The following is a 13,397-nucleotide window of genomic DNA, read 5'->3' on the forward strand; positions in this document are numbered from 1 at the left end:
TTCTCCGTATTTATATATCTTAATATAGCTGACTTTTTTCGTGCCCACCTACTTATCCTTTAGTGCTTCTAGTAAGTGGCGAGTACAAGCTAAAAGAATATCAGTATATTGGGCATCTTCTGGATCAATATCTTGTTCATCGGCAGGAAAATAAACTACAAAGCAACCTTGCTCATCTAAATATTGCTGAAGACGCAGTAATTCTGTAGACTTTCCAGCACCGCGATGGCCTGCATAAAGTTGAGAAGTCACTCTGTCTGAATATAAAATCTCTCTTCCTACTTCTACTAATATGTCCCCATCTCCCCGCACTTCTGTACAATCAACATAAGCGGGGTCTCCTGCGGGTAAGGGGCGAAATGGGTCAAAAGCATTGTATATCCGCTTTAAAAAGGCAAAATTCTGGGTCATAAATCTCAATTTCTCAGGTTAGCGCCATATTATCGCAAACTTACAGAGATATATAGAAAATTAAATGCTTGGGTGCGTTATTGCTCAAAGTAAGCCACCATTAACAATTCACTACTTTGAAAATGAAGCTCAAAGCCTCGTTAACGGAGATAATAGCCTCATTAATGGAGTTCAAAGCCTCATTCACGGAGATAACAGCCTCATTAATGGAGTTCAAAGCCTCATTCACGGAGAAAATATCCTCATTAATGAGGCTCAAAGGCTCATTCACGGAGAAAATATCCTCATTAATGAAGCTTAAAGCCTCGTTAACGGAGAAAATATCCTCATTAATGAAGCTCAACGCCTCATTAATGGGTTCAAACACTCATACTTGAGAAGTCAAACATAAAAGAAATCTTATTAATACATCTTCAATAGCAGTCATATTTCATTTGTGAAAAAACAAAGTACATTTGCACATTCTTCTTTCCTATTCCCTGTTCTCTGCCTCAACGAGTCATTTCACAACTCTTACACAGATTGCTATATAAGTGCTAGCAGTTAAATTTTATGCAAAAAGTCATGGATATATTTATGACTATAGTCATAAATATTTTTTAGAAAAATAAGCGTTAATATTAACTTGAGTGCAGCATTTGCATGGAGAAGTCTTATTGAGCAAAAAATATCAACATATAATAACTTATATTTTCTCTAAGAAAATTCAAGATGTTATCTTCGTTGATAAAAACTTCCTATGCCAGGATGAGCGTAAAGATAGCTAGCAATATTGCTGCTTGACACCAAAGAAATTACAATCATTTTCCCTTTTATTTAAGTAACTCAAAGTTGCTTTAATTTGGCTTAATTTTATTATGCTAGGAGATATAGTCATGAACTATAAATTTAATTTCAAACTGATATTAGGTGCTGCTGCAATTGCAATTCTGGCTGCTGGTTGCCAATTATCTTCACCTAGTGGATCGGCTGCTCCTAATAACTCTACTGAAGAGGCTACAAATTCTTCTTTGACAACAGGGATAGCTACAGCGTCAGATAGAATACCAGACCTTAATTTAACCGATACGCAAAAAGCAAAAGCAAAACAGATAGGAGAACAAACCCAAGCGAAAATACTTGCTGTTTTAAATGCAGACCAACAAGAAAAATTTAAAGCTGCAACTCAGGGTCAGCATGAATCGCCTATGAGAGTACTGCGATCGCTCAATTTATCAGCAGATCAAAAACAACAAATTCGCGAAATTCAACGCAATCAAAGGCAAGAATTTCAGGCAATTCTTACCCCAGAACAGCAAGCCAAAATGAAACAACATCGTGAATCTCGGGGTCAACGCTCATCAAATTGATTATCTAATAATTTTGAAATTTGTTAATATAATAAGCTTTTATCTCACTTTTTATAAATATGGGATGAGCTTAATATAGCTGTGAAACTAGGCAATTACTAAGACTAAAAATACAAATTTACTTAGTAATAAAGCTAGCTCATTATTCTGAAATAAAAGATAGCATTAGAAGATGCACTCATGACAAGAATGAAGTGCATTTTTTCTTGTTGTCAAAGCTTAAAAGTATTTTTAAACGTTTATATTAAGACTCATCTTGTATTTTTAAAATTAAAGTCAGGAGGAAAATAAATATAATACTGACCTATTTGTCTTAACCTTACGATTATAAATTTTAAAGTTTATATTGTTCTAAGATATGACTTTGTTCCTATTGAAAACCTAACTTTTCTCCCATATGCACCCATCATTTAATGTTTTATATTTAGAGCAATACAGCCAATCTTAATTAATGAAAGAGCAAGCCAAACCTCTTGCAATATTAGGATGAATTTTATTAATATAAAAACTTTATTCCTAATATTTCAGCTGAGGCAAATGTTCCAAAGTTAACTAAGAATGTTGTAGGAAAATAATCCATAATTAACTGACAGGAGATTGATTATGAAACGCTTTCTCTTTGGTACATTACTTGCTTTACCTCTTGCAGTAGCTTCCCTACCATCACAGGCATCGGCAGCGCAAATTATTGTCAGACCAGTTGTTCATAGAAATGTCGTTGTCCGTCCACGTCCAGTTGTCCACCAGAAGTTGATTCCTGGGCATTGGGAGCAAACACGATATGGTAGGCGCTGGGTTCCTGCTCACTATGTAAGAGTTTAATCTTGCCGAAGTAAGAAGATTAAAAGCGGTATTAACCGTCTTTTTACTTACTTCTAAATTACTCTTATAAACTATAGTTTACAAAACAATTGTGCACAATAAAACTCTCACCTTTGTGGTGAGAGTTTTATTTATAATTATTTGTCAAAAGGTAAGGTTGGGGATGGATTTTTAGGAAATATTGCTAAATCGGTTTCAGGGTCAAAAAAGTGAATTTTATCTGTAATTAATGATAACCACAATTGATCGCTAACACTGACTGATCTTTCTGGTGGAACTCGCACTTGTAGATAATCACCTGTGTTGTTAGAAAAGCCAGCTTCGGCAAGTCTAACGCTGAGAAAACTATCATTGCCTAAGTTTTCTACTAAATCTACTAGCACAGGTAGATTTTTCGTAGCGGGTACACTTAAGCTCAAGTGTTCTGGGCGAACACCTAAAATTAGAGTTTGCCCATCATATTTTTGTAGGGCGGTTCCCCAAATTTCTGGGAGGGTAAGACGAAACTGGGAATGGGTAATTAATAGGGGAGCATGAAACTCAACAGGAATGAAATTCATGGGTGGCGAACCAATGAATTCGGCAACAAAGCGATTGATGGGGCGGTTATAAAGTTCTAGGGGGGAAGCAACTTGTTGAATTTGTCCTAGATTCATAATCGCAATGCGATCGCCCATTGTCATGGCTTCGGTTTGGTCGTGGGTGACGTAAATTGTGGTTGTCCCCAACTGGCGCTGTAATTTGACAATTTGCGCGCGGGTTTCTGCACGTAATTTGGCATCTAAATTAGAAAGCGGCTCATCCATTAAAAATACTTGGGGATTGCGGGCGATCGCTCTTCCTAAAGCAACTCTTTGCCTTTGTCCTCCCGATAGCTGTTTAGGTAAACGATTCAGTAGGGTTTCAATTTGCAACAATTGGGCAACATTTCGCACTTGCCGATCTACTTCCCGTTCTTTGTCTGAAATATAACGTAGTCCTTTAGGTAGCGATCGCGTCATCCCCACAAAGAGATTTTCCGCCAAGTGTTTAAAATATTGAGACGAGGACGTGATTTCTTCCCCTGCTTCCCCTGCTCCCTGGCTTTCCTGCTCTCCACCTCCAAAGCGGCGACGGAGTCCAAAAGCGATGTTGTCATACACTGACATATGGGGATAGAGAGCATAATTTTGAAACACCATTGCGATGTCTCGTTCTTTGGGAGGGAGGTCATTTATTAAGCGATCGCCCACCCAAATATTACCGCCTGTCATCGCTTCTAAACCAGCTATTAACCGTAGTAAGGTACTTTTACCACAGCCAGAAGGCCCCACCAGTACCATAAATTCCCCATCCGTGATCGTCAGGTTAATACGCCGCAAGACATTGATATTGTCTGTACGCTCTCGCTGTGCATCAGTTTTCTTGCCAGAGGATAAGGACGATTGGGTTGGCGAGGCAATACCTTCCCCTTTGCGAGGGGGAAAACTTTTATAAATATTTTCTAAGACAACTTGCGCCACGAGTGTTATTTACTGTCGTTGGTTATTTAGTCATTAGTCATAAGTCATTAGTTAATAACGGGAAACAATAGACAAATGACACAGGAAAGTTTAGCGCTAATCTTACACATTACACCTGAATACGAAAAGTTAAAAAAACAGCTTTTCGTATCAAAAGGAAACTAACCTTGATTCTAGGGCTTTCTGAGGGTGTTGTTATGACTAACTTGATATCCGAAAATCCTACTCATGAGCCAACAGTTAATCCTGCCCATGACATTGTAGATGTAAACACTACTGATTGTTGCATTGTTGGTGGCGGTCCGGCTGGGGCTGTGCTGGCATTGTTACTAGCGCGTCAAGGCATAGCTGTGATGCTATTAGAAGCGCACAAAGACTTCGATCGCGATTTTCGCGGTGACACAATTCATCCATCAGTTATGGAGATTATGGAGGAATTGGGCTTAAGCGATCGCTTACTGCAACTACACCATACTAAAATTCGCCAACTTCGGATTCAAACTGCCGAAGATAGCGTCACTTTGGCAGATTTTAGTCACCTGAAAACCAATTATCCATACATTACAATGCTTCCCCAAGTGAGATTCCTAGAATTTATCACCCAAGAAGCGCAAAAATTTCCCAATTTTCAGTTGGTGATGGGAGCAAATGTCCAGGAATTAATTGTAGAAAATGGGGTAGTTCAGGGTGTACGCTATCGAGGAGGTGGTGGTTGGCATGAAGTGCGAGCAAAACTTACTGTTGGTGCAGATGGCCGCCATTCTAAGCTAAGACAACTAGGTGAGTTTGAATCAATTGAAACCTCCCCGCCAATGGATGTTCTATGGTTCCGTCTACCCCGCAAATCAGAAGACGCAGAAGGCGGAATGGGACGCATTGCTCAAGGGCACATTCTCGTTATGCTCGATCGGGGTGAAGAATGGCAAATTGCTTATGTCATCCCTAAAGGCGGCTATCAACAACTGCGTGCTGCTGGTTTAGAAGAATTAAAAAAATCTGTGGTTGACGTTGTACCAGAGTTAAGCGATCGCATTTCCAATTTACATGATTGGTCACAGGTAGCTTTTCTTTCAGTGGAATCTAGCCGCGTCAAGCGTTGGTATCGTCCGGGATTGCTACTTATTGGTGATGCTGCTCATGTGATGTCTCCAGTGGGTGGTGTTGGCATAAACTACGCAATTCAAGATGCTGTCGTCACAGCTAATGTCATTAGTAAATCACTTAAAAACAAAAATTTAGAACTCAAAGACTTAGCCAAAGTCCAGCATCAAAGAGAATTACCCACAAGGATTATTCAAGGATTTCAAACCTTTATCCAAAAACAGATATTTACCCGCATTCTCACCTCAGACCAAACTTTCCAACCACCTGCTTTTCTGCGCTTACCTATCTTGCGCGACCTTCCAGCGCGGTTCATTGGCTTGGGTGTTTTCCCAGTTCACGTCGAAACTTAAGCTTTTTTGTCATTTGTCCTCTCTGTCCCCACGTCCTCAATCCTCAAGAAAAATTCTTGCCTCAAACCCCAACTATAGTGGTACAATTATACTACTCAGTTGTAGAATTCAATGCTTGCTTTAGTCAAGCGAAGGGTGCGAAAGCATCCATCGCTTGGCTTTTATGTTAAAACTGACTCAAAACCCAGAATGCATATTAGAAATGCAAAAGTTAAAAATAGATATAGAGAGTAATTAGCGCTACATATCAAAAGCCACTTCCCACTCAGCAATTTTGATTATCAGGAGGATTTTAATGAATAGCTGCGTTTTGATGGCGGAAATTGTACAAGAACCCCAACTACGCTATACAGCAGATAACTTGGCAGTCACGGAAATGCTTGTGCAGTTTCCCAATTCCCAAAAAGCAGAAGATGCGCCAGCTAACTTGAAAGTTGTAAGTTGGGGGAATTTAGCCACAGACATACAGCAAAATTACCATCAAGGCGATCGCGTCGTTTTGGTAGGACGATTAGGGATGACTACTATTGATCGTCCTGAAGGTTTTAAAGAAAAACGTGCTGAATTCACAGTGCAGCAAATTCAAAACGTAGGAGGCAGTTTCGATCTTAGTTCATCGGCATCGATGGCTAGAAATTCATCAGTTGGTGAAACATCCTCGCGTGCACCATACTCTCCTGTAGCCTCTAGTCCTCAACAAACCAACGGCGGCAATTATGAGTCAGCGCGTCCTGCACCTACCCCAGCTACTAGTACTGCTGGCGTCATTCCCAAAGTGAGCAACCCTGAACCTGTGCCTCAACCGACAAATTTTGAGCGGACTACTTATCCAGCAGTCAAAGAAGAAGAACCGAATATCGATGATATTCCCTTCTAGCTGCAATTGCTGCTGAAAAGTTATGGATAATTGATCGCGGATGTAAGGGATAAGTTTTTTTGAAGCGCAAAGTCAAACCATCCCCTACATCCGTTATATTTTTATTTATTCTCTTTAGATTAAGTACAACTCATACCATTTTAGATTTTAGATTTTGCGGAAAGTTGAGCCAGTGCGTTGCGGTGAATCCAGCCCTGTTCGGCGCAGCCGTTCCCGTAGGGTAGGCGGGTTTCCCGCCGTAGGGGACTGGTGAACCCGGAGGGAGGTTCCCTCCGTTGTAGCAACTGGCGTCGGGTTTCCCGGCTTAAAGCAACTGGCGTTGCGTGGTGTGGCAATGCGGTCTTGGGGGTTTCCCCCATGAGCAATTGCCGAAAGGGTTCCCCGACTTGAGCAAACTTTCCAAGACGGATTGTGAAACATTTATTGGATAAGCGTTTGAGATTTCCATCTGTCGCAATCATTTTTCAAATTGGTATCAGCGCTTAAAATCACTGTTAAACTCCAAATAACTATTTAGTAAAAATTCATCACAATTCCCATGAGAGAAACTATCCTAGAAGTTCGCAATCTCCAAGTTGAATTTTCCAGTGATGGCAACATCCTCAAAGCCGTTGATGGCATCTCTTTTCAACTACATCGGGGTGAGACTTTAGGAATAGTGGGAGAGTCGGGAAGTGGTAAATCAGTAACATCCCTAGCAGTAATGGGTTTGTTGCAGAGTCCCGGTAGAGTTAGTGGTGGGGAAATTTGGTTTCGTCATCAGGAGAATGGCACACCAATTAATTTAGTCGAGTTACCGCCTGAGCAAATGCAGCTATATCGAGGCGGCGACATCGCCATGATTTTTCAAGAACCGATGAGTTCGCTCAATCCAGTTTATGACATTGGGTTTCAGCTAACAGAAGCAATTATGCGACATCAAAAGGTGTCAGCAAATGAAGCGCGAAAAATTGCGATCGCAGGTTTGCAAGAAGTCAAACTTCTGGGTAGCGATGACCAGATAGCACAGCAATATCTCGACACCTGGAACCAAACTAACCCAAATTCACCAAAACCAAATGAGCAAAAACTGGCGCAGTTGGTGAAGCAGCACAAAGAATCGATGCTCGAACGCTACCCGCATCAACTTTCTGGAGGTCAGTTACAGCGGGTGATGATTGCAATGGCGATTTCCTGTAACCCATTGTTATTGATTGCTGATGAACCAACCACAGCCTTAGATGTGACCGTACAAGCGACAATTCTAGAATTGATGCGAGAATTGCAGCAGCGCCGCGATATGGCAATGATTTTCATCACCCACGACTTAGGATTAATTTCTGAAGTAGCTGACCGAGTAGCGGTGATGTATCGAGGCAAAATTGTCGAATATAATACAGCGGCAGAAATTTTTAGCAATCCTCAACATCCATATACTAAAGGTTTAGTCGCTTGCCGTCCTACACTTAACCGCCATCCCCAAAAACTGCTGACAGTTTCTGATTACATGAGTGCGGAGGAAACACCAAACGGACAATTGGTAATTCAGGCGAAAGAACCCTCACCACCCCCAGAAGTTACCACCGAAGAAATTGTTCAAAGATTAGCAAATCTCAACGAACAGCAATCTCTATTGCAAATCCGCAATCTCAAGGTTGGTTTCCCTGTTAAGGGCTTGTTTGGAGGCACAAAACGCTACACTATGGCAGTGAATAACGTTTCCTTTGATGTCAAACCAGGGGAAACAGTGGGATTAGTAGGAGAATCAGGTTGCGGTAAAACCACTCTCGGCAGAACCCTGCTGCGCTTGATTGAACCGATGAGTGGGCAGATTATCTTCGACGGGCAAGATATTACTACCCTCAAAGGCGAACCGTTACAGAAGCTACGACGGGAAATGCAAATAGTCTTCCAAAATCCTTTTAGTTCTCTAGATCCTCGCATGAAAGTTGGGGATGCGATCGTGGAACCTTTGGTAATTCACTCTGTAGGTAAGACAAAGCAACAACGGCGAGAACGGGTAGTGGAACTTTTAGAACGAGTGGGATTGAGTGCAGACGCTATCAACCGCTATCCTCACCAGTTTTCCGGCGGTCAACGCCAACGAATTTGTATCGCTCGTTCTTTGGCATTAAATCCCAAATTTATCATCTGCGATGAATCGGTTTCCGCACTGGATGTCTCTGTGCAAGCGCAAGTTTTGAATTTGCTCAAAGAATTACAGGACGATTTTAAACTAACTTACATCTTCATTTCTCACGATTTAAGCGTAGTGAAATTTATGAGCGATCGCATTTTGGTAATGAATCGCGGTCAAATTGTCGAACAAGGTACAGCTGAAAGTATCTACCGTGAACCTCAAGAAGAGTATACGCAAAATTTAATCGCTGCGATTCCCACTGGCAGCCCCGAACGGATGCGAAATCGTCAAATGCGAGCATCATAAAACTTGTCTGCAAAAGCGATCGCTTTTGCAATCGATATATCTCAAGGTTGACTCTGGTAGTTTTAGTAACGCTGCTGTAGCTGACTTATGGGGATTTTGATGAGAGTTGTTAAGTCAAACCTCAAAAGCGCGAAAGGCAATAATGAAGAAAATATATAAATTTATACCTTGATTCCTTTAATTCGCGATCGCTTTAGCTATAAATCCTTTATATAAAGAGGGTTATAGCGATATTTAGTTGCATAGGGTGTCATGCCCCTCATAGGTCTTGACCCCCGCCTAATGTTTTATGTTAAAAAAAGCTCAGTCTCACTTAAGACAGATAAGTTAAATACATCGGCATCTAACTTAAGTTAGCTTTAAGTGCAAAGTAGAAATCTGCTCGTAGATACCATTATTGCCTTCATAGTAAGTGGGGTAGTTTTTCATGGATAAAGTTTAAAACTATGGTTATCAAAATAGATGTGGTTAAATTTAAAAGCCAAAAGTTGAATTGATAATTATTTGTTTGCATCTAGAAAATGCTTTTAAAAGATATATTCATTTAACTTTTATTATTTAACTAAAATAATTTATTTTTACTGAAGTGCAATTTACTAGGAAAAGATTAGCTATATAAATTAATAATTATGGTTTTACAAACATAAAATTTTCAAAATTGATGTCTAGTAGTAAGTATTAAATGTTTATTTATTCAATATTTATTATGTATATGTTTTTAAAATGATTTTTGCTTATTTTATGTATAACCCTTATAAAAAAGGCGTTATGCGAATAAATATACTATTCTTGTCAAGAGGAATATTATATATATTTTATTGAGTAAAATATAATAATGATAATGTTTGTTGTACTCAAACAACATATATTATGTCAGCTTATATATAGATATGTAAATGCAAATACAGTTTATATTGATAAATAAATATTTTACAGAAGATAAAGTAGTTTTGGAAATAAAATAAAGAAAATTAAAGCAAAAATCTAGTAAATTTACTGAGAGAAAAATAGTGTAAGCATCAAAAGAAGTTGATAAAATAATCGCAATAGAAAAACTTTAAAAAATTCTTATTGGTGAACTCCGATGAATTAAGCAGGATAGTAAGCAATTAAATACTCAAAAAAACTGGCGTATAAATGCAATTGTTAGCAGCCAGAAGATGTTAAGCAGAAATTTCTAAGGATCAGCCGTTGTGTGTCTGCGGAGTAGATATTCTGCAAACTGTGCCAAAAGTAGAGGAAAAAGTTTTGGGAGCAGTTTGAAGAATAAAATCGCTGATGGAAAGCAACACCGACGGATATGGGAAAAAATCGCCGTCAGGTAATCATGATTTTAACTGGACAGCACACTGATATGGGGAAAGAATCAATCTCCCCCCAACTACCGCAACAACTGGATATACTCCAGCTACTTACTAACCTTACAAACCAGCGGTTTACCCATTTACCCGATCTATTAGAAGTGATAGTTAGGGAAGTGTGTAATACCATTGATAGCGCTCAGTTTTGTCTAATAGCGTTATATAATGCTCAAGCTCAACAGCTGGAATTAACCACCACAGCAGGAATAGGATCAGAAAGATTACCTTTTCTCAAACTCAATGGCAGTCTAGAATCGGGAGATCCTCTCTGGGGTTGGCGAGGCGAATCAATTTCTTGTGATGAAAATTTTAATACTAAGTCAGGTTTACTCACTCAGGTATTTGCCACTGGTATAGCCCAGCTATTTCAAAGAACTAGAGAAGAGATAGAGTGTGTTATTGATGACTTTCCTTCATGCTCTTTGTTTCCTTGCGTCCCAGTCTTCTCACAATTCACACCCGCTTCGATGTATGCTGTAGCTATTAAATCAGCACAAGCAGGACAATTGGGAGTACTGGCAATTGGTAATTGGGAAAATCCCCATGCGTTTAATGCTGGTTCACAAAGCCTTTTGGATGCATTGGGTGAAGTAGCAGCGATCGCAATTAACAATACCATCATGCTGCAAGTCTTGGAGGAGCGTGAAGAACGGTTAGCCAGACAAAACGAAATTCTCTTAGAGCAAAATCACGAACTTGAAACAATCCGCCAGCAAATTCAGCTGCAAAACTTGCAACTTTTAGAAGCAGCAGAGTTAAAGTCCCAATTTTTAGCTACCACCTCTCATGAACTCCGCACTCCCCTGAATGTAATTTTGGGTTTATCACAAGTGTTGTTGCGTCAGCGTAGCTCCACCTTATCTGAGCAACAAATAGAGATGGTGCAACGCATTCTCAATAATGGCAATCATTTGCTGTCCATCATTGAAGATATGCTTGACTTTGCTAATGTCGAAGCTGGTAATTTGTCGTTGCAACCAGAAGAGTTTAATTTAGCGGATTTGGTTTTGACAACCGTAGCTGAACATCGTTCCCTAGCCGAAGAAAAATTATTAGATTTGCAAGTAGATGTCAATCTTACTTGTCCCTTGATAGTAAACGACAGCGATCGCCTCAGACAGGTTTTAGTCAAGCTGTTATTAAACGCGATCAAGTTCACAGCTATCGGTGGCGTTAAAGTCAAAGCCTGGGAAATTTCTAGTGAGAGAATTGCGATCGCAGTTCAAGATACAGGCATAGGTATTGCTCCAGATTACCTAGAGTGCATTTTTGAGCAATTTCGGCAAGTCGATCAAAGTAATAGTCGCAGGTATGAGGGTATGGGTTTGGGGCTAGCAATTACCAAATCATTAGTACAGATGATGCAAGGTACAATTAGCGTCACCAGCAACCTCGGTGAAGGCTCCACCTTCCACATCGAATTGCCAAAACAAATCAGCCTTCAGTGGGTAATTTAAAATTTGCAAAAGAGTCAAGGGTCAAAAGTCCAGAATCATTAATTATTCTCCCTTGTCTCCTTGTCTCCCCAATCCCTCATCCTTCCTCTCTGCTATCCTGAGCTTGGCAGAGCGCGATCGTGGATTTTGGGCAATTTCTTCTTCTTGGGCTGCGATCGGTTTTTTGGTTAAAACTCGCAATAATGGTGAATTTCTTAAACCATGCTTTACTAGACGGTCTTCTAGGCTGTGAAAACTGATAATTGCAATTCTGCCACCAGGAATAAGAGCGTTTGGTGCTTTATCCAAGAAAGTTTCCAAGGATTTTAGCTCGTCGTTGACTACAATTCGCAGAGCTTGAAAAACGCGGGTAGCTGGGTGAATTCTCCCATAACGGTATTTAGGAGGAACACAGGATGCGATCGCTTCTGCTAATTCCACAGTAGTATGCAACGGTCGTCTTTCGACAATACGTCTGGCAATGCGCCGCGATAATCTTTCCTCACCGTATTTAAAAAATATTTCTGCTAATTCCGCTTCATCCCAGTCATTAATCACATCGGCCGCAGTTAATGATTGTCTTTGATCCATGCGCATATCTAAGCTGGCGGCGTGGCGGAAGCTAAAACCGCGCTCTGGTGTATCCAAATGGTAAGAGCTAACTCCTAAATCGGCGACTATACCATCAAAAGTCTCATGTGAATATTCATAAGCGGCAAAGTTGCTGCGAATGAAGTTAACCTGGTTTTGATATGCAACTAAATACTTTTGGGCGGCGGCTAAAGCATCAGCATCTTGATCTATAGCTGTCACCTGCACATTCAACGCGGCTTCTAACAGTAGACGACTATGACCACCGCCTCCTACTGTTGCATCTAAATAATGTCCACCAGAATGCACTGCTAAACCCTCAATTAGCTCCCGACTCAACACAGGAATATGTGAAAATATCGGTTCTTCTGTATCCAGCGGTTTTTGCGAATCTAGGCTCATGTTTATTTTTGTTACTTGAGAGAGAATAAATAAAAACTTAATAAATTGCAATTTTGAGGATTTGATAAAGCTTTTTCAAAGATTTGATTTAAATCTTCGGATGGATGACATATTGTCACTGACGGGATTTGCGGATTTTTAATCCCCCCTCTTAGTAGCAGTTTACAAGATATTCATATATACTAGTGGGTACTATTGCTTATTTGAATTACTGGGATCAGGTATTAAACTAAGCTTGAATAAAAAGCTCCAGGGTATGGGAAGATAGTTCAGTTTAAATTTGATTAAGTACTTCCCCTGAGATTTAGCATTTACCACCGTAAATTCACTAATGATTGAAGTCAAATTACTTTTGACAAAATCTACGTGATTTTAGTTTGTCGCTAAGCATCACGACAAACAAATTTCGCGTGCATATCAAATTCATCAGTTATTCGGAGGTGGAAAGTTTTACGGATATGTGGATTGACAAAAAATACCTGGCGATGGGAAATCGCACTTAAAAATGTAAAAATCTGGCGATCGCGCACAGATAAATGAAATTATAGGTTCTGTATGACAGAGCTATCTGAGGTTCATTATCAATTGGGAAATTGCTCAAATGTTTAGGCAACGCTCTCATCAGAGAAGATTTTTCGCAACTCTAGCTAGCAACATGATGAAAGCAGCTGATCAATTCCGAGAGACACTTAAATACTGGCGTCTGCTTCTAATTGAAACAATACCAATGATGGTAGCGTGTGGAGTATTAGTGAGCGTGATCAGCC

At 40.0% G+C, this 13,397-nt stretch carries 10 protein-coding genes and 1 pseudogene; 7 read left to right on the forward strand and 4 right to left on the reverse strand.

The annotated features are described in order from the left end of the window. Positions 1–57 precede the first annotated feature (57 nt). Positions 58–411 (reverse strand): annotated as a pseudogene (locus tag BV375_RS31665) (ATP-binding protein); the annotation flags it as partial. 64 nt (positions 412–475) lie between these two features. Here BV375_RS31665 and BV375_RS31670 point away from each other — a divergent pair. From BV375_RS31670 to BV375_RS31680, 3 genes are all read left to right on the forward strand, one after another. Beyond that, positions 476–712 carry a hypothetical protein gene (locus BV375_RS31670; protein ID WP_166507577.1) on the forward strand — a complete coding sequence of 79 codons (237 nt, stop codon included), beginning with the start codon at positions 476–478 and terminating at the stop codon, positions 710–712. A gap of 574 nt (positions 713–1,286) precedes the next feature. Further along, on the forward strand, positions 1,287–1,760 hold the full coding sequence (locus BV375_RS31675; RefSeq protein WP_086767927.1) for a hypothetical protein: 474 nt from the start codon (positions 1,287–1,289) through the stop codon (positions 1,758–1,760). A 603-nt stretch (positions 1,761–2,363) separates the two neighbouring features. Beyond that, on the forward strand, positions 2,364–2,582 hold the full coding sequence (locus tag BV375_RS31680) for a hypothetical protein (protein ID WP_086767929.1): 219 nt from the start codon (positions 2,364–2,366) through the stop codon (positions 2,580–2,582). Positions 2,583–2,719: 137 nt separating this feature from the next. Here the strand turns inward: BV375_RS31680 and BV375_RS31685 are convergent, their stop codons facing one another. Further along, positions 2,720–4,084 (reverse strand): ABC transporter ATP-binding protein, encoded by a 1,365-nt coding sequence (locus BV375_RS31685; RefSeq protein ID WP_086767931.1) that lies wholly within the window; start codon positions 4,082–4,084, stop codon positions 2,720–2,722. 197 nt (positions 4,085–4,281) lie between these two features. Here BV375_RS31685 and BV375_RS31690 point away from each other — a divergent pair, with 197 nt between their 5' ends. Together BV375_RS31690 and BV375_RS31695 are read left to right on the forward strand one after the other, a co-directional pair. Beyond that, complete coding sequence (locus BV375_RS31690) at positions 4,282–5,538, forward strand: FAD-dependent oxidoreductase (RefSeq protein ID WP_086767933.1); 1,257 nt, start codon at positions 4,282–4,284, stop codon at positions 5,536–5,538. A 295-nt stretch (positions 5,539–5,833) separates the two neighbouring features. Next, the gene (locus tag BV375_RS31695; protein ID WP_086767935.1) at positions 5,834–6,415 is read left to right on the forward strand and encodes a single-stranded DNA-binding protein; all 582 of its coding nucleotides are present in this window, start codon (positions 5,834–5,836) and stop codon (positions 6,413–6,415) included. A 147-nt stretch (positions 6,416–6,562) separates the two neighbouring features. Here BV375_RS31695 and BV375_RS31700 read toward each other — a convergent pair whose 3' ends face one another. Further along, entirely contained in the window at positions 6,563–6,835 is a 273-nt protein-coding gene (locus BV375_RS31700; protein ID WP_143842274.1) for a hypothetical protein, read from the reverse strand. Positions 6,836–6,953: 118 nt separating this feature from the next. Between BV375_RS31700 and BV375_RS31705 the strand changes: the two genes are divergently transcribed. Further along, positions 6,954–8,840, forward strand: coding sequence for an ABC transporter ATP-binding protein (locus BV375_RS31705; RefSeq protein WP_086767939.1), 1,887 nt, complete (start codon positions 6,954–6,956; stop codon positions 8,838–8,840). A gap of 1,300 nt (positions 8,841–10,140) precedes the next feature. Continuing rightward, a complete protein-coding gene (locus BV375_RS31710) occupies positions 10,141–11,658 on the forward strand; it encodes an ATP-binding protein (protein WP_086767941.1) in 1,518 nt (505 codons plus the stop codon). Positions 11,659–11,700: 42 nt separating this feature from the next. Here the strand turns inward: BV375_RS31710 and rsmH are convergent, their stop codons facing one another. Continuing rightward, entirely contained in the window at positions 11,701–12,630 is a 930-nt protein-coding gene (rsmH, locus tag BV375_RS31715) for a 16S rRNA (cytosine(1402)-N(4))-methyltransferase RsmH (protein WP_086767943.1), read from the reverse strand. Between the last annotated feature and the right edge of the window lie 767 nt (positions 12,631–13,397).

This window comes from Nostoc sp. 106C, assembly GCF_002154725.1.
GTDB lineage: Bacteria > Cyanobacteriota > Cyanobacteriia > Cyanobacteriales > Nostocaceae > Aulosira.